The sequence below is a fragment of the Chitinophaga sp. CCNWYY40 genome (assembly GCF_037483205.1).
GTDB lineage: Bacteria > Bacteroidota > Bacteroidia > Chitinophagales > Chitinophagaceae > Chitinophaga > Chitinophaga ginsengisegetis.
The window spans coordinates 818,195-839,707 of sequence record NZ_JBBHLF010000003.1 but is presented as its reverse complement, the minus strand read 5'-3'; the positions used below and the strand labels follow the sequence as shown (position 1 = coordinate 839,707).

Annotated in this window: 17 protein-coding genes; 12 read left to right on the top strand and 5 right to left on the bottom strand. The window is 46.6% G+C overall.

The window, feature by feature from the left end:
• Window positions 1–88 precede the first annotated feature (88 nt).
• Both V7S65_RS13855 and V7S65_RS13850 read left to right on the top strand, forming a co-directional pair.
• Window positions 89–1,318 carry a PQQ-dependent sugar dehydrogenase gene (locus V7S65_RS13855; RefSeq protein WP_336386752.1) on the top strand — a complete coding sequence of 410 codons (1,230 nt, stop codon included), beginning with the start codon at window positions 89–91 and terminating at the stop codon, window positions 1,316–1,318.
• Window positions 1,319–1,593: 275 nt separating this feature from the next.
• Window positions 1,594–3,714, top strand: a complete 2,121-nt coding sequence (locus tag V7S65_RS13850) for a carboxy terminal-processing peptidase (RefSeq protein WP_079470454.1) — start codon at window positions 1,594–1,596, stop codon at window positions 3,712–3,714.
• Window positions 3,715–3,802: 88 nt separating this feature from the next.
• Here the strand turns inward: V7S65_RS13850 and V7S65_RS13845 are convergent, their stop codons facing one another.
• Entirely contained in the window at window positions 3,803–5,419 is a 1,617-nt protein-coding gene (locus V7S65_RS13845; RefSeq protein WP_227024496.1) for a S41 family peptidase, read from the bottom strand.
• Window positions 5,420–5,635: 216 nt separating this feature from the next.
• Between V7S65_RS13845 and V7S65_RS13840 the strand changes: the two genes are divergently transcribed.
• The 8 genes from V7S65_RS13840 to V7S65_RS13805 all read left to right on the top strand — a co-directional run bounded on the left by V7S65_RS13840 (window position 5,636) and on the right by V7S65_RS13805 (window position 15,368).
• Window positions 5,636–6,484, top strand: coding sequence for a BadF/BadG/BcrA/BcrD ATPase family protein (locus V7S65_RS13840; protein WP_336386753.1), 849 nt, complete (start codon window positions 5,636–5,638; stop codon window positions 6,482–6,484).
• A 19-nt stretch (window positions 6,485–6,503) separates the two neighbouring features.
• Window positions 6,504–7,322: an N-acetylmuramic acid 6-phosphate etherase gene (gene murQ / locus V7S65_RS13835; RefSeq protein WP_079470451.1), complete on the top strand. Its 819-nt coding sequence runs from the start codon at window positions 6,504–6,506 to the stop codon at window positions 7,320–7,322.
• Between the two features lie 30 nt (window positions 7,323–7,352).
• Window positions 7,353–7,916: a hypothetical protein gene (locus V7S65_RS13830; RefSeq protein WP_079470450.1), complete on the top strand. Its 564-nt coding sequence runs from the start codon at window positions 7,353–7,355 to the stop codon at window positions 7,914–7,916.
• A gap of 187 nt (window positions 7,917–8,103) precedes the next feature.
• Entirely contained in the window at window positions 8,104–8,787 is a 684-nt protein-coding gene (locus V7S65_RS13825; RefSeq protein WP_079470449.1) for a succinate dehydrogenase cytochrome b subunit, read from the top strand.
• A 19-nt stretch (window positions 8,788–8,806) separates the two neighbouring features.
• Entirely contained in the window at window positions 8,807–10,780 is a 1,974-nt protein-coding gene (locus V7S65_RS13820; protein ID WP_336386754.1) for a fumarate reductase/succinate dehydrogenase flavoprotein subunit, read from the top strand.
• A gap of 63 nt (window positions 10,781–10,843) precedes the next feature.
• Complete coding sequence (locus V7S65_RS13815; RefSeq protein WP_079470447.1) at window positions 10,844–11,608, top strand: succinate dehydrogenase/fumarate reductase iron-sulfur subunit; 765 nt, start codon at window positions 10,844–10,846, stop codon at window positions 11,606–11,608.
• A 187-nt stretch (window positions 11,609–11,795) separates the two neighbouring features.
• A complete protein-coding gene (locus V7S65_RS13810) occupies window positions 11,796–13,181 on the top strand; it encodes a Gfo/Idh/MocA family protein (protein WP_336386755.1) in 1,386 nt (461 codons plus the stop codon).
• 138 nt (window positions 13,182–13,319) lie between these two features.
• Window positions 13,320–15,368 (top strand): S9 family peptidase, encoded by a 2,049-nt coding sequence (locus tag V7S65_RS13805; protein WP_336386756.1) that lies wholly within the window; start codon window positions 13,320–13,322, stop codon window positions 15,366–15,368.
• A 54-nt stretch (window positions 15,369–15,422) separates the two neighbouring features.
• Here the strand turns inward: V7S65_RS13805 and murI are convergent, their stop codons facing one another.
• Window positions 15,423–16,241, bottom strand: a complete 819-nt coding sequence (gene murI / locus V7S65_RS13800; RefSeq protein WP_079470444.1) for a glutamate racemase — start codon at window positions 16,239–16,241, stop codon at window positions 15,423–15,425.
• Between the two features lie 2 nt (window positions 16,242–16,243).
• The gene (locus V7S65_RS13795; RefSeq protein WP_336386757.1) at window positions 16,244–16,906 is read right to left on the bottom strand and encodes a carbonic anhydrase; all 663 of its coding nucleotides are present in this window, start codon (window positions 16,904–16,906) and stop codon (window positions 16,244–16,246) included.
• Window positions 16,907–17,152: 246 nt separating this feature from the next.
• Between V7S65_RS13795 and V7S65_RS13790 the strand changes: the two genes are divergently transcribed.
• A complete protein-coding gene (locus tag V7S65_RS13790; protein ID WP_079470442.1) occupies window positions 17,153–18,796 on the top strand; it encodes an ABC-F family ATP-binding cassette domain-containing protein in 1,644 nt (547 codons plus the stop codon).
• A gap of 76 nt (window positions 18,797–18,872) precedes the next feature.
• Here V7S65_RS13790 and V7S65_RS13785 read toward each other — a convergent pair whose 3' ends face one another.
• A complete protein-coding gene (locus tag V7S65_RS13785) occupies window positions 18,873–19,268 on the bottom strand; it encodes a response regulator (protein WP_079470441.1) in 396 nt (131 codons plus the stop codon).
• Window positions 19,269–19,705: 437 nt separating this feature from the next.
• Window positions 19,706–20,668: a hypothetical protein gene (locus V7S65_RS13780; RefSeq protein ID WP_336386759.1), complete on the bottom strand. Its 963-nt coding sequence runs from the start codon at window positions 20,666–20,668 to the stop codon at window positions 19,706–19,708.
• Between the two features lie 138 nt (window positions 20,669–20,806).
• Here V7S65_RS13780 and V7S65_RS13775 point away from each other — a divergent pair, with 138 nt between their 5' ends.
• A complete protein-coding gene (locus V7S65_RS13775) occupies window positions 20,807–21,499 on the top strand; it encodes a ribonuclease H-like domain-containing protein (protein WP_227024494.1) in 693 nt (230 codons plus the stop codon).
• Window positions 21,500–21,513 lie beyond the last annotated feature (14 nt).

Here is a 21,513-nt window from a genome sequence, read left to right as displayed (position 1 = left end):
TCGGACAATCCGCTTCACCGCTCACCACAATCACTTCTTCCTTTCGGCTTTCTGGGTTATATTTATTCTGCATTAATATCGCAGTTCTATGGAAATACATACCCTTATTTTCCGGGCTTTATTACCGGCCATATTCATACAGTTTGCCTGCGCGGGCAATAATTCCAATGACGATGGTCCTGAGCCTCCGGCTAATGCGCCCCGGAAAGCGAAGCTGCAGCTGGTAACAGACCAGTTCATATCTCCGGTAAATATGGCCGTGCCCGGGGATGGTACCGGCAGGTTATTTTTCTGTCAGAAAGAAGGGAAAGTATGGATCGTGCAGCAAAACAAGCTGCTTCCCACCCCTTTCCTGGATGTAAGCAGCGATATGATTACCGTAAATCCGGGATATGATGAACGCGGGCTGCTGGGGATGGCTTTTCACCCCGATTTTAAATCGAATCACAAGTTTTATGTGTACTATAGCTCGCCTGCTAAAAGATCCGGCTTCGATCACACCAGCCGCCTGGTAGAGTTTACCACCACAGCAGGGAATCCAAATGTGGCCAATACCGCCTCCAAAAGGATTGTACTGGAAGTGGATGAACCGGAATCCAATCATAACGGCGGGCAGCTGCAGTTTGGTCCCGATGGCTACCTCTATGTGGGGCTTGGTGATGGCGGCGGCGGCGGCGATAAGCATGGCACTATTGGCAACGGTCAGAACCTCAATACTTTACTGGGTAAAATATTAAGAATAAATGTCAATGGAACACCCTATTCTATCCCGCCGGATAATCCTTTCGTTAACCGGCCCGACACCCGGCCTGAAATATGGGCCTATGGCCTTCGCAACCCCTGGCGTTTTTCCTTTGATAAAACCACCAGGATGCTCTTTGCCGGTGATGTAGGACAGAATAAGTATGAAGAAGTAGACATCATCACCAAAGGAGGCAACTACGGCTGGCGGATCCTGGAAGGCACTCATGACTATAACGTGCCTGCGGGTGCGGACAAGTCGGCATTGATTGCACCTATCCACGAATACAGCCACGATGTGGGGATAAGTATCACCGGTGGTTATGTATATCGCGGCAGCGCCATCCCGGCGCTGAAAGGATTATATGTTTTCGGCGATTATAACGGGAAAGCCTTTGTACTCACGCCCAACGGGCAAAAATGGACCAGCGCTCCGCTGGAACTCACCGGTCGCCCTGCGGATAACCTCCAGATCCTCAGTTGGGGAGAGGATGAACAGGGCGAATTATATATGCTTGCCAGCAATTCCGGCAGCAGCGGATTTAAAGGAGCGGTGTATAAGCTGGTGAAGGAATAAAACATTCCAGCCATCTTAATCGTTTACCTCAGGTCCACCTTTCAGGCGGGGTTCCTTCGTGGATGCTTCGTAGATACTTCGTGGATACGTCGACAGCCGGTAACCACACCCTCACAGGTACTGTAGCGGGCGGGAAAAACAACGCTTTTCAGCCATGTATCTCGCCTGGTGCCCGTTTGGCCCAATTTTTTGTTAAAAGGAAATAAATTGCACGACCGACGGGTGATTTTATTTTATATTTGATTTGACAACGTTTAAGTTCAATTGAGATACATATGAGACTGAAAGTGATTATACCGGTTGTGCTGCTTAGCATCTCCGCAGGCGTGTTGGCTTTTAATAAGCTCGGACATAATGACGATCCTCCCGGTCGTTATGAGGTGATCATGAACCTGGTGGGGCAGATGCTGAAAGAAGGGCATTACCAACCCAAAGCAATAGATGACAAATTCTCCACCGAAGTTTTTAATAAATACCTGCGTAGCCTGGACACGGAAAAGAAATTTTTCCTGAAAACAGATGTGGATAAACTTATGCCCCTCGCCGTTCATATTGACGATGAACTGAAAGGCGCACCGATCGACTGTTTCCGCAGCATCAACACCCTGATCAAACAACGGGTGGCTGAAGCAGCAGCGATCTACCCTGAAATCCTGTCCAAACCTTTTGATTTCACCGTAGATGAAAAGGTAACACTGGACCCGGATAAAGTGGATTTTCCTGCAGATGAAAATGCCCGTAAAGAAGCCTGGCGCAAAGTATTGAAATACCGTACGCTGGAAAAACTGACCGATCTCCAGGAAATGAGAGAAAAAGATAAAGGGAAAGACAGTATTAAAACCAAAACCGATGTGGAACTGGAAGCAGAAGCACGCGTAAAGGTGAAACAACTGTACGACCGTTATTTTGAACGTCTGAAAAACAGGCAGAACGATAATGACCGCTTTAACCTCTACGTAAATGCGATTACCACTACCATGGATCCGCATACCGACTACTTCCCGCCGGATGAAAAACGTGCGTTCGAAGAACAGATGGCCGGTAAATTCTTTGGTATCGGCGCACAGCTGAAAGAAGAAGGCGACAAAATCCGCGTGGTAAGCATCGTTACCGGAAGTCCGAGCTGGAAACAGGGACAACTGAAAGCCAACGATGTGATCCAGAAAGTAGCCCAGGGAAATACTGAACCAGTGGATATTACCGGTTACCCCGTAGAAGATGCGGTGAAACTGATCCGTGGTAAAAAAGGTACTCCTGTTAAACTGACTGTAAGAAGCGTGGACGGTACCACTAAAGATATCACCATCATCCGTGATGAAATTGTTACCGAAGAAACATTCGCCAAATCAGCGATCATCAACGGACAACATAAAATAGGCTACATCTACCTGCCGGAATTCTATGCCGACTTCAACGACCGTAACGGCGCCCGCAGCGCGGAAGACGTTGCCAAAGAAGTAGCTAAGCTGAAAGCCGAGAATGTGGAAGGCATTATCCTTGATCTCCGCTTCAACGGCGGCGGCTCCCTCCAGGATGTAGTGCAGATGGCCGGCCTGTTCATTCCGGAAGGCCCCGTGGTACAGGTACGCTCCCGTGGTGGCGACGCTGTAGTACTGCGTGACCGCGATAAGAATGTACAATACGAAGGACCACTGGCTATCATGGTAAACGAATACAGCGCTTCCGCTTCTGAAATTATGGCCGCAGCCATGCAGGACTACAAACGCGCAGTAATCATCGGCAGCACCCAAACATTTGGTAAAGGCACGGTACAACGTCTCTTCAACCTGGATGATTTCTACCCGGTAAAAGACGGTGGCAGCCTCGGCGCACTGAAACTTACCCAGCAGAAATTTTACCGCGCCAATGGCGGTTCTACCCAACTGAAAGGCGTGGCTTCAGATATCGTATTGCCTGATCCATACTACGAAGTAGCTGAACGTAAAGATTCCGATGCACTGGCATGGGATGAAATCCCCCGCGCAAGCTTCACTGCATGGTATAACCCGGTAAATGCAGAATCTCTGAAAAAGAACAGCGAAAAAAGAATGGCTTCCAGCGCAGCTTTCAAATTGCTCAACGAAAACCTGAACACTTTAAAGAAACTGGAAAAACAGGAAACTTATTCCCTGAACCTGCAGACTTACAAAACAGAACAAAAAACAAATACCGCTGCACTCAAAAAATATGACGCAGTAAATGATAAAGTAAAAGAACTCAATATCATAAACATCAAATCTGATATGGAGAAATTTGGCAACGATTCTTCCAAGATAGCCCGTAACAAGGACTGGATCAGGATCAGAACCAAAGACATCTATCTCGATGAAGCAGTGAACGTAATGAATGACCTGATCGTTCAGTCATTGCCTAAGATGCAGCGTAAGAATCAGTAAGAGAAGAGATCATCTTCTTACTAACATAAAATAAGAAAGCCGTTCAGATATTCCTGAACGGCTTTCTTATTTTATCGTAATGATTTCGTTATTGTGACGCTCCCTTTTCCTTGCTCACTACTTCCAGCGCTTTCTTTACCATAGGATCTTCTGCATTGATGGCTTCATAGAAACCTTCTGTTCTGTACAGCTGGCGTGCCAGCATGGCTTTGAGCCTTGTGCGGATTTCTGTTTCGTCACGGGCTGTGAGATGATCCAGGCCAGGTATGCTGTCTTTTTTAGCGTATACTTTGAAGTCGCTGATCAGTTCAGGCGTAGTCTGGAAGTTTTTGGTGAAAGCCTCAGCGTTCGTATAAGATTTGAAAATTTCCCTGTGCGTGGTATAATACTGATACGCAAAGTTGCTGAACGTATTGCGGGTATAAATGGCAGTTAAAGTAGGTGTAAAGCGGGAAGTATCAAACGGAATGAAAATATCCGGTGTAATACCGCCACCGCCGTAAACCGGGCGGCCTGCTGCTGTTTTATAAAGCACGGTATCGGTTATTTTGATACTGTCTTTGTTCACCATTTCTCCGTGGTGGTAACGTTCAATGATGTCGTCATCATAATCATCATGTCCTTTTCCGTAAGGTTTCTGGATACTTCTGCCGGAAGGAATATAGTAGCGGGCTACGGTAAGACGCAGCGCGCCTCCGTTGTCCAGGTCGTACTGCTCCTGTACCAGGCCCTTACCAAAAGTGCGGCGGCCAATAACGGTGCCACGGTCCCAGTCCTGTATGGCGCCTGCAAGGATTTCGCTGGCAGAAGCAGAGCCTTCGTCCGTAAGTACGGCGAGGGCGCCTCTTTCAAAAAGACCCGGCCGTTTCGTTTTATAATCGGTACGTGGGAAGTCTTTCCCCTTCGTGTATACAATCAGTTTCTGGTCGTCGATGAGTTCATCGGCAATGCGGGTGGCTGCATCCAGGTAACCGCCGGGGTTCTGCCGGAGGTCAATTACCAGTTTCTGCATGCCTTGTTTTTCCAGCTGACGGATGGCTTTCATAAACTCATCGTAGGTAGTGGCGGAAAATTTGCTGATCTTGATATAACCCACACCAGGAGCCGCCATGTAGCTGGCGTCTATACTATACAAAGGAATAACGCCTCTCTTGATGGGGATGGTGATCTTTTTATCCTGTCTTAATACAATGGTGTTCACGGTAGAACCGGCAGGGCCTCTCAGCAGTTTGCGGATCTTTTCCGGTGTAATGCTGTTGCCGGCTACCAGGCTGTCGTTCACTTTCAGGATCTTATCACCGGTTTGTACGCCTGCGGTTTCAGACGGGCCGCCGCTCAGCACACTCACCACATTCACCGTATCGGCAGTGATATTGAATTCTACCCCGATCCCTTCAAAGTTACCTTCCATATCTTCATTTACCCGTTGCAGTTCAGAAGGTGGTATATATATGGAGTGAGGATCCAGGTGGGTCAGTAACCCTTCTATGGCTTCCTGCTGTAAATCATCTGTATTGAGTGAATCTACATATTTCGCTTTGATCAGGTCCATCACTTCCTGTAACGGGCCCCTGTTGGGTTTGGTAAAAAATACAGTGGCCCCTCCGTTGTTCGATCCAGGCATTTTATGTCCGAGGAACATTCCCAGGGCTAATACAACTGCAAAGAGAAGAGGTAAAAAAACATTCAACTTCCTGTTAGACATAATCAGATTATTATCCCGCTAATTTATATGACCAATCTTTGTATCCATGTAGCAAAAGCACCTGGCGGAAAGCAATCTGCTGCATACATGTATCATCATCACTTAAACTTAAAGGGGCCATTTGTTTTTATGAACCCCTTTTGTTTAAATTGTGACAAAAATAGCATAAATCGGGTGCAAACTTTTAGGATTCTTAAATTTCATAAATAACCGGATATGGGTGCTGGAATAAAGTTAATTGCTGACAGCGGATCTACGAAGACGGAATGGGGCTTGCTGGGCGCGGCGGAACCGCTGATATTGAAAACGCAGGGCGTGAGTCCGTATTTTCAATCTGCGGAGCAGATCAAGGCCATTTTCGAAAAGGAACTGGTACCACAGTTACCTGCCGGCCAACCGGTAACAGCAATATATTTTTATGGAACGGGCCTGTCGCAGCCAAAGAACCTGCAGCTGGTATCCGATGCTATAAAGGCGGTATGGCCTGCTGCTGCATTTGATGTACAGCACGACCTTATGGGGGCTGCCCGCGCACTTTGCGGCGCACAGGAAGGCGTGGTAAGCATTTTAGGTACCGGCTCTAATTCCTGTTACTATGATGGGAAAGAAGTGGTGAAAAATAATCCGGGCCTGGGTTATATCCTCGGCGATGAAGGCAGTGGCGCCTACCTGGGGCGTAAAGTGCTCCAGTATTACCTTTACCATAGTTTTGATGCCGACCTGCACGCCCGCTTTGAATATAAGTACCATACCAATAAAGATGAGATCCTGGAAAACGTATACCGCAAGCCGTTAGCCAACCGCTACCTGGCCGGGTTTACAGAGTTTCTGTCGGAAAACCGCGAGCACTACATGATCCAGAACATCCTGGAAGACGGGCTGAACGACTTCTTCTTTAATCATATTTATAAATACAGGGAAAGCTGGACCACCGCACTACACTTTACCGGTGGGGTTGCCTGGCACTTCCGAGACATCATCAGTGAATTGTGCGAACTCTATGAATTGCCAATGGGCAAAGTGCTGCGCACGCCAATGGAAGGTTTGCTGGAATATCATCGTTAATCATTTTTAACCATTCAATATGTCATTTGTAAAAGTAACGGAACAGGCTTCACACTATCGTCACCTCGAAAAGATGAGCGTGCAGGAGCTGCTGACGAACATGAACAAAGAAGATCAGACCGTTCCGTTAGCCGTGGAAAAGGCGATCCCGCAAATAGAAAAACTGGTGACCGCCGTAGCAGATAAAATGCTGGCAGGTGGCCGCCTCTTTTATATGGGAGCCGGTACCAGCGGACGTTTAGGTGTGGTAGACGCTTCAGAATGCCCGCCTACTTTTGGCGTGCCGCAGGGACTGGTGGTAGGATTGATTGCCGGCGGCGATACGGCTATACGTAAAGCCGTGGAGTTTGCGGAAGACAGCCGCACACAGGGCTGGGAAGATCTGCAGGCGTATAATATAACCGATAAAGATGTGGTGGTGGGAATCGCGGCCAGCGGCACCACGCCTTATGTAATAGGCGCCCTCAATGAATGCCGTAAGCATGGCATTGTAACGGGCAGCATCAGCTGTAACCCGGATACGCCGGTATCTGCGGCGGCCGACTTCCCCGTGGAGGTAGTGGTAGGACCGGAGTTTGTAACGGGCAGCACACGCCTGAAAAGCGGCACTGCGCAGAAGCTGGTGCTGAATATGCTGTCTACCGCCGTGATGATCCAGCTCGGCAGGGTAGAAGATAACAAAATGGTGAACATGCAGCTCAGTAACGAAAAGCTGGTAGACCGCGGCGTGAAAATGCTCATGGAACAATTGTCACTCACCGATTACGAACAGGCGCAACAACTGCTGTTAAAGGCCGGCAGCGTGAAAAAGGCAGTGGACGATTTTACCGGAAAATGATTTTAAAACTTTTGTACCCAGCAACCAGGTATGCATAACATAGAGCCATATTACAACTGGCGGCATTTGTACACCGCCGAAGAAGATGAGTACTCTCCGTTTTATGGAAGGGAATACAGTGAGTTTGAATATTCCAATTCGGTGTATAACTATTATATACATCCACAGTGGGATGAATTTGGCTCACGCAACCTGTACATGAAAATCCTCTTCATAGATTACCAGTTTAACTTCGCCATCATAGAATTACTGGGAGAATGGAATGATGCGATTGATAACGACATCATGACTATGAAGCGCAACATCATCGATACCCTCATCGCACAAGGCATCACAAAATATATTCTCATCACGGAAAATGTAATGAACTTCCATTCTTCCGATGATTGTTATTATGAAGAATGGTGGGAAGATATCCGCGATGAAGGTGGCTGGATCGTAAGCCTCAATATGCCAATACAAACCCGCGAAGAGTTTGAGAGAGCACGTTTGCACTACTATGTTCACTTGCTCGATGATGATAAATGGCGCACCTATCAACCATTACACCTGTTTAACATGGTAGATAATATCATGTTAAAACGGCTGGAATAATATTAATTTTCATTACAAAATGAAAGATATTATGCGTGTTTAGATGATTACAAATGCGTAATGAATGTGAATAATAATATATGCGTATGAAAACCTGATAAATATCATTTGGTTTTTATTTTTCCTGCGTTAAATTTGCCCGACATTTCAAACATCTTTTTATACTAGGAAGCTTAGAATTTTACTTATGAAGTGGTCACAGTTCTTTAATACCTCTATCGGTAAGAAGTTATTGGTAGGTGCTACCGGCTTGTTTCTTTGCAGTTTTGTTATTGTACACCTGGCAGGTAATTTCCAGCTGTTGTACAACGACGAAGGCAAGGCCTTTAACGCATACGCTGCGTTTATGGGACACAACAGCCTGATTCAGTTTATTGCCTGGGGGCTGAAAATTGTGATCCTGCTGCACGCGTTTATTGCGCTCCAGCTCACATTCAGCAACAGAGCAGCCCGTCCGGTGAAATACGCCGTGAACCCGGGTAATCAGACATCTTCCTGGTTCAGTCGTCAGATGGCCATTATGGGAAGTATCCTCTTAATCTTCATCGTTATCCACCTGGTTAACTTCTGGGGGAAATTCCACTACACGGAAATGCCCACCCGCACTTATGAAGGCAGCATTGAACCGCTGAAAGACCTGTATGCTTTATCTTATGAAACCTTCAAGAATGGCTGGCTGGTAGCATTGTACGTGATCGGTATGATCGGTCTGTCTTTCCACCTGATCCACGGCTTTAAAAGCGCCTGTCAGACCTTTGGTTTAAATCATAAAAAATACAACGGCTTACTCAGCTTCATTGGCATATGGTTGTTTGGTATCGCAATTCCTATCGGTTTTGCTATCATCCCCGTTGTAATCTATTTCAAATAATTCTGTAAAGTAAGGATATATGTTTGACGCAAAAATTCCTGCCGGACCATTAAATTCCAAATGGGAAGACTATAAAGGACACTGTAAACTGGTGAACCCTGCCAATAAGCGCAACCTGGAAGTAATTATCATTGGTACTGGTTTGGCCGGCGCTTCAGCAGCGGCTTCATTAGGAGAGTTGGGATATAAAGTAAAAGCATTCTGCTTTCAGGATAGTCCGCGCCGCGCACACAGTATTGCTGCCCAGGGTGGTATCAATGCGGCAAAAAATTATCAGAATGACGGTGACTCTGTCTTCCGCTTATTCTACGACACAGTAAAAGGTGGTGACTACCGCGCCCGTGAAGCTAACGTACACCGTTTGGCAGAAGTGAGCGGTAACATTATAGATCAGTGCGTGGCACAGGGTGTTCCCTTTGCACGTGAATACGGTGGCCTGTTAAGTAACCGCTCTTTTGGTGGTACACAGGTACAGCGTACTTTTTATGCCGCCGGTCAAACCGGTCAGCAGCTGCTCCTCGGCGCTTACTCCGCACTGGAACGCCAGGTAGCACTGGGTAACGTGAAAATGTATAACCGCCACGAAATGCTCGACATCGTGAAAATCGATGGTAAAGCACGCGGTATCATTGCACGTAACCTGATCACCGGCGAACTGGAACGCCACTTCGGTCATGCCGTGCTGATCTGCAGCGGTGGTTATGGCAACGTGTTCTACCTGTCTACCAACGCAATGGGTTCTAACGTAACTGCCGCCTGGAAAGCTACCAAGAACGGCGCTTACTTCGCTAACCCCTGCTTCACACAGATCCATCCTACCTGTATCCCGGTTTCCGGCGATCACCAGTCGAAACTGACCCTTATGTCAGAATCACTGCGTAACGATGGCCGTATCTGGGTACCCAAAAAACAAAACGATACCCGCAAAGCCAGTGATATTCCTGAAGAAGAAAGGGATTACTACCTGGAAAGAAGATATCCTGCATTCGGTAACCTCGTTCCCCGCGACGTGGCTTCCCGTGCAGCAAAAGAAAGATGCGATGCCGGTTATGGCGTAGGTACTTCCAAACAGGCAGTATACCTCGACTTTGCCGCAGCCATCGAACGTTATGGTAATATTGAGGTGGGTAAACGCCAGCTCTCCAATATCTCCAAAGAAGAAATTATTAAACTGGGTAAAGAAGTAGTAGCCGAGAAATATGGTAACCTGTTCGACATGTACGCCAAAATCACCGGTGAAAATCCTTACGAACTGCCCATGCGTATCTATCCTGCGGTACACTACACAATGGGTGGCCTCTGGGTGGATTACGAACTGGGTACTACCGTTCCCGGCTTATATTCCCTGGGAGAAGCAAACTTCTCTGATCACGGCGCTAACCGTCTCGGTGCATCTGCACTGATGCAGGGCCTGGCAGATGGTTACTTCGTGATTCCTTACACCGTTGGTAACTACCTGGCAGATGAAATCCGCACAAAGGCAATCCCTACCGACCACCCTGCTTTCGTAGAGGCAGAAAATAAAGTGAGGGAAACAATCAATAAGTTCATCAACATCAAAGGCACCAAATCTGTCGATTTCTTCCACAAGAAGCTGGGTAAGATCATGTGGGACAAATGCGGTATGGCGCGTAATGAAAAGGGCCTGAAAGAAGCGATCGAAGAAATTAAAGCGCTGCGTGCTGAGTTCTGGAAAGATGTTCGCGTTCCCGGTGAAGCCAATGAATTCAACCCCGAACTGGAAAAAGCCGGTCGCGTGGCCGACTTCCTGGAACTGGGCGAATTAATGTGCATCGATGCGCTGAACCGCCGCGAATCCTGTGGTGGCCACTTCCGCGAAGAATCACAAACAGATGAAGGGGAAGCAAAACGTGACGACGAAAACTTCAGCTACGTATCTGCATGGGAATACAAAGGTGATGGCCAGTATGAACTGCACAAAGAACCGCTGGAATTCGTTGAATGTAAACCAACACAGCGTAGCTACAAATAATGGTTATTGGTAAACTGTTTAACGGTTAGCCAGGATTATAAATCAAATAATTGTCCAAGGTATATGGAACATTATAACATGAACCTCACATTAAAAGTGTGGAGGCAGAAAAACAAAAACGATCAGGGTAGATTTGAAACATTACAGGCAAAAAACATTTCTTCTGAAATGTCTTTCCTGGAAATGTTTGATGTAGTGAATGAAGAGCTGATCAATGAAGGCAAAGAACCAATAGCATTTGACCACGACTGCCGCGAAGGTATCTGCGGTATGTGCTCTATGCATATCAACGGCCGCGCACACGGTCCTTGGGATGGGACTACTACCTGCCAGCTGCACATGCGCGCTTTCAAAGATGGCGATACCATTACGGTAGAACCCTGGAGAGCAGGCGCATTCCCGGTGATTAAAGATCTGACTGTAGACAGATCCGCTTTCGACCGCATCATTGAAGCAGGTGGTTATATTTCCGTAAATACAGGTAACGCACAGGATGCGAACTGTTTACCGGTAGATAAAAACAAAGCTGACCTGGCTTTTGCGGCTGCTGCCTGTATCGGTTGCGGCGCCTGCGTAGCAGCTTGTAAGAACTCTTCTGCCATGCTGTTCGTATCTGCAAAAGTTTCCCAGCTGGCATTGCTGCCACAGGGCCAGCCCGAAAAACAATCCCGCGCCCTCAACATGGTTGCGCAAATGGATAAGGAAGGTTTTGGTAGCTGTACCAATACCGGCGCCTGCGAAGCTGAATGCCCGAAAGAAATTTCCCTCACCAATATCGCCCGCCTCAACCGGGAGTTTATTGGAGCAGGATTTTCTTCCGAGAAATAAGCTGCGGAGTTTGTCTTATTGATTTTTTCTTTTATGATATTAAGGAGATGAGAATGGAATATCCATTCTTATCTCCTTTCTTTTTACGTGCTTTCCAAAAAGCCCCTCCGCTCATCCATCGAACTTTATCTTTCTAAATTTTTTTACTATCATGTGTTTTTTCCACGCAATGTAAAACAGAGAACATATGTCAGAACAATCACGCAGAAAGTTTATCAAACACATCGGCAGCACCGCCGCACTGCTCGGAATAGGCCAGCTGGCGGCCCTCGCAAAAGAAAAGGAACACGTAGAAATATTACAGCCTGAAAAAAGGATCGCTCCGAACGACAAAATCCGGATCGCCTGTGTAGGAATGGGCATCATGGGATTCGGGGATGTGGAAACCGCCATTAAAGTGCCGGGAGTGGAATTTGTGGGCGCTGCTGATCTGTACACCGGCCACCTTACAAAGGTGAAAGACGTATTCGGCCCGCAGGTATACACCACCCGCGACTACCGCGAACTACTGAAACGAAAAGATATAGACGCCATCATAGTAGCTACACCCGACCACTGGCACGATACCATTGCCATTGCCGCAATGGAAGCCGGTAAAGCCGTGTACTGTGAAAAGCCGATGGTACAGCAGATAGAAGAAGGGCATAAAGTAATTGCCGCACAGCAACGCACCAAAGCCGTTTTCCAGGTGGGCAGCCAGCGCGTTAGCAGCGTGGCCCTCGCAGAAGCGCGTAAACGTTACCAGGCAGGCGAAATAGGACAACTGAACGTGGTAGAGGCCCGGATGGACCGCCACAGCGCACTCGGCGCCTGGCAATACTCCATCCCGCCGGATGCTTCACCCGCTACCGTAGACTTTGACACCTTCCTGAAAGATACAGCCAAAATGCCTTTCGACCCGGTACGCTTCTTCCGCTGGCGTAATTACCGCGCCTATGGCACCGGCATCCCCGGCGATCTGTTTGTACACCTCATCTCCGGACTGCATTTCATTACCGGGTCGCTCGGTCCCACTTCCATTTACGCCAGCGGCAACCTGGTACAATGGAAAGATGGCCGCGATGTGCCGGATGTGGTAGTAGCCATCTTCGACTACCCCGAAACAAAAGAACATCCCGCCTTCCAGATGACGCTCCGCGTGAACTTTGCTGATGGCAGCGGTGGCGGCGAATACACCCGTTTTATTGGTACCGATGGCGTGCTGGAACTGGGCTGGAATGATTTCAAAATCAAAAAACACAAACTGCCGGAAGCGCCGGGCTATGGTGGCTGGGATACCTATAACACATTTACCAAACAACAACAAGCGCAGTATGTGCAGGAGTATAACGCCAAATACCCTACAGATAAACGGAATACAGTGGAAACCTCCAGCGCTTTTGCTTCTCCCAAAGGATACGACGACCGCCTGGACCACTTCACCAACTTCTTTGAATCCATGCGCTCCGGTAAGTCGGTGGTGGAAGATGCCGTATTTGGTCTCCGCGCCGCAGGACCAGCTCTGGTAACAAATGAAAGCTACTTCAGCAAAAAACTGATCAACTGGGACCCGGTGAATATGAAAATAGTGTAAGGAGAATTCGTAATTTGTAATGCTTTTGAGTTAAAACCTTACTATTTAAATCTATCTCCTATGTTTAAAAACTTCCAGGGTAATTGTTGGTTGCTTTTGGGAACGGTGCTTTTGTCTTGTAATCAAAAGAAAAATACTATGAATGACCAGGCCGATATAAAACCTCCTGTAGCGGAAAAGATAGCTAAAGAACTCAGCATCCACGGCGACAAACGGATCGATAATTATTACTGGATGAACAACCGGGAAGATCCGAAAGTACTGGCCTGGCTGAACGCAGAAAACACTTACCTCGACACGATCCTGTCGCCCGAAAAAAAGCTCCGCGAAAAACTCTTCACCGAGATGAAATCCCGGATCAAGGAAACAGATATGAGTGTGCCCTATCTTAAAAACGGTTATTATTACTATACCCGTTATGAAGAAGGGAAAGAGTACCCCGTGCATTGCCGTAAGAAAGGCAGCCTGGAAGCGCCGGAAGAGGTGATCCTGAACGTAAACGAACTGGCTGCAGGCCACGCCTATTGCCAGGTAGCCGGATTGAGTGTAAGTCCCGATGCGAAATTACTCGCCTACGGAATAGATACGGTAAGCCGCAGACGTTATATCATCCGGATCAAAAACCTGGAAACAAACGAACTGCTGAAAGACGAAATCCATGAAACCACCGCCGGCAGCACCTGGGCCAGTGATAATAAAACCCTGTTCTATTCCCGCAAAGATACCGTTACCCTCCGGGCTGATCGTATCATGCGGCACTCACTGGGCGTTGCAACCGATAAGGAAGTGTATCATGAAGCCGATGAAACGTTTAATGTAGAGGTATCCAAAACAAAATCCGGTAAGTATATTATTATCAACAGCGAAAGCACGTTGTCGTCTGAAAGCAGGATCCTGGATGCGGCCAAACCCAATGAAGAATTCCGCATTTTCCACCCGCGTGAAAAAGAGATGCTGTACTACGTGGATCATCGTGATGATAAATTCTACATTACCACCAACTGGAATGCACTCAACTTCCGCCTGATGGAAACCGCGCTGGATAAAACTTCCCGGCAAAACTGGAAAGAGCTGATCCCCAACCGCAGCGATGTATTGCTGGAAGGAGTGGAGCTGTTTAAAGAGTATACGGTACTGGAAGAAAGAAAAGGCGGTTTAACGCATATCCGGATCATCAACGACAAAACCCATACAGAAAAATACCTGCCCTTTTCAGAAACCGCATACACTGCTTCCGTTAGCAGTAACCCGGAAATGGACAGCAAAGAACTGCGGTATAACTATACTTCCATGATCACGCCCAACTCTGTGTATGATTACAACATGGAAACAGGCGCCAGTGAACTGAAACGCCAGCAGGAAGTACTGGGCGGTTATGATCCGAAAGATTACACCACAGACAGATTATTTGCTACTGCCACAGACGGCACCAAAATTCCGGTGTCGATTGTGTATAAGAAAACGTTTGAGAAAAATGGCAAGGGCCCGTTATTACTGTATGGATACGGTTCTTATGGCAACAGCATGGATGCTACTTTCAGCTCTACGCGGTTAAGTTTACTGGATCGTGGTTTTGCTTTTGCTATTGCACATATCCGTGGCGGCCAGGAAATGGGGCGGCAGTGGTATGAAGACGGCAAGATGTTTAAAAAGAAAAACACCTTCACCGATTTCATCGCCTGCGCCAAATTCCTGGTACAGCAGCATTACACCGACTCCGCACATCTTTATGCGATGGGCGGCAGTGCAGGCGGTCTGCTGATGGGTGCTGTAGCCAATATGGAGCCTACGTTGTTCAATGGCATTGTAGCACAGGTGCCTTTTGTAGATGTGGTTACCACCATGCTCGATGAAAGTATTCCGCTCACCACCGGTGAGTTTGATGAGTGGGGCAATCCAAAAAATAAAGATTCTTACGATTACATGAAGTCCTATTCTCCTTATGATAATGTGGAGCAGAAGGCATATCCGAATATGCTGGTCACCACCGGGCTGCACGATTCACAGGTACAGTACTGGGAACCGGCCAAGTGGGTGGCGAAGCTAAGGGAAATGAAAACAGATCATCATTTACTGCTGTTGCATACCAATATGGAAGCCGGCCACGGTGGCGCTTCCGGAAGATTTAAAGCACTGGAGGAAGTGGCGCTGGAGTATTCGTTCCTGTTAAAGCTCGAGGGAAAATAAAGAAGAGAAATAAAAATGTAAAGCCTGCCGGTATCATTTGCCGGCAGGCTTTATTTATTTGGTGAGCATCTTTGCAGATGTTACTGTTTTACCGTAAAAGATCTCCGCCATTTTATCAAAAATGGCCGGGTCATCGGTTGTATAAAAAGTACGTTGCTGTTGCTTACTTAACCTGCTTTCCATTTCAGGATGGCGTTTCAGATAATCTTTCAGGCTGTGTGCCACAATTTTCCCCTGCGACAAAACAGTGATACCGCCTGGTAAAAACTGTTTAATCTTTTTCATCAGCAGGGGATAATGGGTGCAGCCAAGTACCAGGGTATCGATGCCGGGTGAGGGCAGCAATATTTTATCCAGGTACTCTTTTACAAAGTAGTCTGCACCTTCGTTTTCGTGTTCATTATTTTCAATCAGCGGTACCCACATAGGGCAGGCCAGCTGATGTGTTTTTACGTGCGGGAAAAACTTTTGGATTTCCAGCGGGTAAGATTCGGACGATACGGTGCCGTTGGTGGCCAGTATGCCTACTTCACCGGTTTGTGTGATGGTGCCCACCATTTCAGAAGTAGGACGGATCACGCCCAGCACCCGGTTATCAGGGGCTATATTGGGCAGATCTTTTTGCTGGATGGTACGCAGCGCTTTGGCCGAAGCGGTGTTACAGGCAAGTATTACCAGCGGGCAACCCATTGCAAACAGTTTCTGCACACATTCCAGCGTATAGGCATGGATGGTATCAAAGCCACGGTTGCCATAAGGTGCGCGGGCGTTATCGCCCAGGTAGATGTAATCGTATTGCGGGAGTTCCGCTACTATTTCTTTGAGTACGGTTAAGCCGCCGTAGCCGGAGTCGAATATGCCTATCGGACCCATGATTAGTCGTTGTCTTTTTGCATCAGGCCGGAACCTGTTAAGTCATAAATCTTCTGAATTTCGTGCAGTACGCCTTCAAAGTCTATTTCCAGGTCTTTCAGCATGCCGTTTTTCAGATCATACACCCAGCCGTGTACGGTAGGGAATCCTTTTTCCACGAATGATTTCTGCACCGCTGCGGTTTTGATCACGTTGATGCATTGTTCCTGTGTATTCAGTTCAACAAGGCGGTTGTAGCGTGTATGCTCATCCGTTATAGCGTTGAGTTCGTCCATATGGAGGCGGTAAACATCGCGGATGTTGCGCAGCCAGGGGTTGAGGATACCGAGGTCTTTCGCCTGCATGGCGGCCTTTACGCCGCCGCAGTTGTAGTGACCGCATACAATGATATGTTTTACTTCGAGATGTACCACCGCGTAGTTGATCACGCCCATTACGTTGAGGTCGGTGTTGGGAACAAGGTTGGCAATATTGCGATGTACAAAAACTTCACCTGCTTCGAGTCCCATGATTTCATTGGTGGGAACGCGGCTGTCGCTGCAGCCAATATACAGATAGGCTGGTTTCTGGGAATCGGCCATCTTCTCGAAAAACTCCGTGTCCGTGGCCATTTTGGAAGCTACCCAACGTTTGTTGTTCTCAAATATCTCTTTATATGCTGTCATGCGGTTCCATTTTTATGCGCTAAAGATACGTATAGAAAGCATATGCGAGACAACCCTTTCATGATGAATGGGTTAACAGCTGGAGAGGAATGACTGCTTTTGCTCACTGCTGGCATATTGAATGTATAAAATGCTGTTACAAAGATGATTATCATTGTTTTTTTATCGATATGTCTGGTAGGATGTCTTCTTGGAAACCCCGCATTAAATCAGTACCTTTGCAGCTTCAAAATTTACATAGCCAGCATGATCAGTGTTAAAAACGTAACGCTCTCTTTTGGTAAGAGAGTATTGTTTGACGAAGTAAACCTCAATTTCACAAAAGGGAACTGTTATGGTGTGATTGGGGCCAATGGAGCAGGTAAGTCTACTTTTCTGAAGATATTGTCCGGTGAAATAGAACCGAATAAAGGTACTGTGGAAATCACCCCCGGTGAGCGCATGAGCGTGCTCACACAGAACCACTTTGGGTTTGACGAGGTTACCGTACTGAATGCCGTATTGATGGGTAATAAGAAACTTTGGGAAATAGCGCACGAAAGGGACACTATTTACGCCAAAGAAGACTTTACCGAAGAAGACGGTATGCGCGCGGGCGAACTGGAAGCTGAGTATGGCGAAATGGGCGGTTATACCGCAGAAAGCGATGCGGGCGTACTGCTGAGCGATCTGGGTGTGAAGGAAGAAATGCACGGCACGCTCATGAAAGACATTGCCGGTAGCCTTAAAGTGCGGGTACTGCTTGCACAGGCGCTGTTCGGTAATCCTGATATCCTGCTGCTGGATGAGCCTACGAACGACCTTGATGTGGAAACCATTGGCTGGCTGGAAAACTTCCTGGCCGACTACGAAAATATCGTGATCGTTGTATCCCATGACCGTCACTTCCTCGATGCCGTATGTACGCATGTGGCAGATGTGGACCGCGCGAAGATCCAGATCTTCAGCGGTAACTACACCTTCTGGTACGAATCATCTCAGTTGATGGCCCGCCAGATTGCAGATAAGAACAAGAAAATGGAAGATAAGCGTAAAGACCTCATGGACTTTATCGCCCGCTTTAGTGCCAACGCCTCCAAAAGTAAACAGGCTACTTCCCGTAAGAAAGCCCTCGAAAAACTGGTGGTGGAAGATATCCAGCCTTCTAACCGTAAGTATCCGGGTATCATCTTCAAGCAACAGCGCGAAGTAGGTAACCAGATCCTGAACGTAGAGAAACTGGAAAAACTGGTGGATGGCCGCAAACTCTTTACAGATGTTACTTTCTCCGTTAACAAGGGAGATAAGATCGCGTTCCTGTCTAAAGATCACCTGGCACTCACTACCTTCTTTGAAGTAATCAACAATGAAGCAAAGGCCGACAGCGGCAAGTTTGAATGGGGTACCACTGTTACCAGTGCCTACCTGCCAAACGACAACGCTGCCTTCTTTACCAATAAAGACCTGAACCTGATGGATTGGCTGCGTCAATACGTACCACCACATGTAACTGATGTGGATGAGCCGTTCCTGCGTGGCTTCCTCGGTAAAATGTTATTTGGCGGAGATGAGATCATGAAGAAAACTTCCGTGCTGAGTGGTGGTGAAAAAGTACGTTGCATGACCAGCCGCATGATGCTGCAGGATCCGAATGTGCTGATACTTGATGAGCCTACCAACCACCTGGATCTGGAATCTATCCAGTCTTTCAACGAAAGTATGATCAACTACAAAGGCGTGGTGTTGTTCACTACCCATGACCATACCTTCATGCAATCAGTAGCAAACCGTATTATTGAACTGACGCCTAAAGGCATCATCGACAGATTGATGACCTTTGATGAGTACCTGGCCGATGAACGTGTGAAAGCACTGCGTGAAGAAATGTACGGCAGCGCGGTTTTAGCGTAAAAGATAAATAGCTGAAAATAATTGAAGCGAATGATCAACCGATCATTCGCTTCTTTTTTAATGGTGTTTTTATATCTTACAGATACTCCTCTATTACTTTCAGTTTATTCTTATCGAGCGGTTTTGTAATGTACGCCATCAGTTCCGGCGTATGCTGCACTTTTTGCATATCTCGTACATCCACAGAGGAGGAGCACATAATAATCGGGATGGTACTTTTAAGAGAAGTTTTCAATCCTCTGTATGCCTCAATAAAATCCCAGCCATTCATTCGCTGCATATTCATATCAAGAATGATAAGAGAGGGTAAGGTAGGCTGAGGGGTACTGGAAAGCTGCTCCAGGGCCTCTTCTGCACAGAGAAAAGAGGTAACTACCAGGTGATCGCTTTGGTGCCCCAACATTTTTTTGATGATGAAATGAAATATTTCATCGTCATCTACAACGTACACTATTTTATTCATGTCTTCCATGCTTCAGTTTTAATTGGGCTTCTTATCTTATCCGATAATAACAAAAGGTGCACAAGAGACGATGTCAAGAAGCGAATTATCAGGGACCGTTTTCTGTCAAATAAAGGGCGTTGACTTCAGGGATAACAAGCTGCTGAAATCAATCTCCTTAATTGTAAACACGGGCTAAACCGGCATTATATGCCTGTCACATTCTCTTCTTAAGCATTGGTCAAGGGAGTGCAGTGGCCTCCGGCTATCTTTAATTGTGAAGCAAAGAACGTTAATTTAATTTTATTTTTATATATATCTTTTTGGCAATAACTAATCATTAACAAATCAGATAAGCGAAAAAAACACCATGAACCCGCTATAAAACCGCTATAAATGCGAATGGCCGGAGCGAAAGAACATACTTTCACTCCGGCCATTGCCTTTATCAGTAAAGCTGATTGCTACTAAAACAAGCCGCCTTTTTTCAATGTTACTTTACCTTGTCCGATTTTGAAACCATTGTGATAGATTTCAACAGCATAATCGCCTACTTTGAAATCGGAGTTCTGTTTCCAGTCCATACTTACTGTTTGTTTCTGACCAGTAGTGTAAGCAACTGTTTTCTTAGCAGTATATAATTTCTCGGTACCATCTTCCAGTGTGAAACGTCCGGAACCCAGCGCTTCTACAGCCAGAGGAGCTCCATCGGGAGCAGTGATGGCTACAAAAATTTCTTTGTCACCGGTTGGCGCAATGCGGTTGTCGTCCAGGTCAAAGGTAACCCGCATCATATCTGCGCGTTTTGCTTTGCTGGTTTCCACTTCTTTACCGTTGTTCTTTACACGGATCGGTAACAGTTTAATGTTGGATGCGTGCAGTACGGAACCCAGGTCTACTTTCTTGTTAAGACTATCCTTCACAGTAGACACAGAGTCGCGCTCTTTACGTGCATAATCTCTTTCACCTGCCAGCACTATTTTTTCACCTTCAAGGCGTTCAATAGTTTCTGAGTAACCTTCAATATTGGATTTCAGCTGCTCAATCAGGCGACGGGCTTCCGCCAGCTGTGCCTGCGTAGCATTTTTATTGGTCAGGATGCTGGAGATCCTGGCTTTCATATCCTGTATTTCTTTATCTTTTGTTTTAACCAGGCTGTCCATCCGGGTGTTCTGCGAAACCAGATCATCCAGGCGGGCATTGGCTGCATTGTATTCCTGCTGCAGTGCATCACGGGAAGAAGAAATCGAATCTATCTGGGTACTTTTTTGAACGATTTGCTCATTGGATTTATTTTTATCGTACAACATATATATCCAGGTACCCGCTAATGCTGCAATTAAAATACCGTAAATTAGACCGTTCCGGCTACGTGGTTTTTCTGGTCCGGGTGATCCCGGTGCAGGTGAATTAAAAGTGTTCTCCGTCATAGTTGTGAGTTTTATGTTTATTGTTATATGGTTAAAAATTGTTATTCAAAAGTACTTATAATATTCATATTTTATAAATAGCTATAAAACTGTTTTTCAATCGTGCTTCCAAATATTGCATTAGATCAATTATTACTGTTGGACATAGAAACAACACCGGCGGCTCCAGCTATAGAGCACTTATCTGAAGACATGCAACAGCTCTGGCGGGAGAAAATTACAAAAACTGCGCCAGTTTCGGGAAATGAAGATTCAGCATACGCTGACAGGGCTGGCATCTACGCTGAATTTGGGAAAATTGTGTGTATTTCGGTAGGCTTCTTCAGTCTCGAAAATAACAGGTACCAGCTAAGGCTGAAATCGTTTTATGATGATGATGAAGCAGTTGTGCTGTCAGGATTTTTAGAATTAATCAATAAATTCTATGCGAAATACCCCCGGTTCCAGTTTGCCGGGCATAACATCAAAGAATTTGATATTCCTTTTATTTGCAGGAGGTCTGTTATCCATCAGTTATCTTTGCCACAGCCTTTACAGCTGCACGGATTTAAACCCTGGGAAATTCCCATGCTCGATACCCTGCAACTGTGGCGCTTCGGGGACTTTAAACATTATATTTCCCTGAAACTCCTGACCGCTGTAATGGGTATTGATACGCCCAAAGACGATATAGATGGCAGCATGGTAGGCAAGGTATACTGGGAGGAAAGAGACCTGGAACGTATTGCCGCCTATTGCCAGAAGGATGTACTGGCGGTAGCACAGCTGCTGCTGAAATTCAAACGTTTACCGGCATTGACACAGGAAGATATTATCATCGTAAAAAAATAGTCTTAAAAAGACGA

Coding starts and splice junctions, on each gene's coding strand:
- V7S65_RS13855 (WP_336386752.1), top strand. CDS start 89: ATGGAAATACATACCCTTATTTTCCGGGCTTTATTACCGGCCATATTC.
- V7S65_RS13850 (WP_079470454.1), top strand. CDS start 1,594: ATGAGACTGAAAGTGATTATACCGGTTGTGCTGCTTAGCATCTCCGCA.
- V7S65_RS13845 (WP_227024496.1), bottom strand. CDS start 5,419: ATGTCTAACAGGAAGTTGAATGTTTTTTTACCTCTTCTCTTTGCAGTT.
- V7S65_RS13840 (WP_336386753.1), top strand. CDS start 5,636: ATGGGTGCTGGAATAAAGTTAATTGCTGACAGCGGATCTACGAAGACG.
- murQ (WP_079470451.1), top strand. CDS start 6,504: ATGTCATTTGTAAAAGTAACGGAACAGGCTTCACACTATCGTCACCTC.
- V7S65_RS13830 (WP_079470450.1), top strand. CDS start 7,353: ATGCATAACATAGAGCCATATTACAACTGGCGGCATTTGTACACCGCC.
- V7S65_RS13825 (WP_079470449.1), top strand. CDS start 8,104: ATGAAGTGGTCACAGTTCTTTAATACCTCTATCGGTAAGAAGTTATTG.
- V7S65_RS13820 (WP_336386754.1), top strand. CDS start 8,807: ATGTTTGACGCAAAAATTCCTGCCGGACCATTAAATTCCAAATGGGAA.
- V7S65_RS13815 (WP_079470447.1), top strand. CDS start 10,844: ATGGAACATTATAACATGAACCTCACATTAAAAGTGTGGAGGCAGAAA.
- V7S65_RS13810 (WP_336386755.1), top strand. CDS start 11,796: ATGTCAGAACAATCACGCAGAAAGTTTATCAAACACATCGGCAGCACC.
- V7S65_RS13805 (WP_336386756.1), top strand. CDS start 13,320: ATGAATGACCAGGCCGATATAAAACCTCCTGTAGCGGAAAAGATAGCT.
- murI (WP_079470444.1), bottom strand. CDS start 16,241: ATGGGTCCGATAGGCATATTCGACTCCGGCTACGGCGGCTTAACCGTA.
- V7S65_RS13795 (WP_336386757.1), bottom strand. CDS start 16,906: ATGACAGCATATAAAGAGATATTTGAGAACAACAAACGTTGGGTAGCT.
- V7S65_RS13790 (WP_079470442.1), top strand. CDS start 17,153: ATGATCAGTGTTAAAAACGTAACGCTCTCTTTTGGTAAGAGAGTATTG.
- V7S65_RS13785 (WP_079470441.1), bottom strand. CDS start 19,268: ATGGAAGACATGAATAAAATAGTGTACGTTGTAGATGACGATGAAATA.
- V7S65_RS13780 (WP_336386759.1), bottom strand. CDS start 20,668: ATGACGGAGAACACTTTTAATTCACCTGCACCGGGATCACCCGGACCA.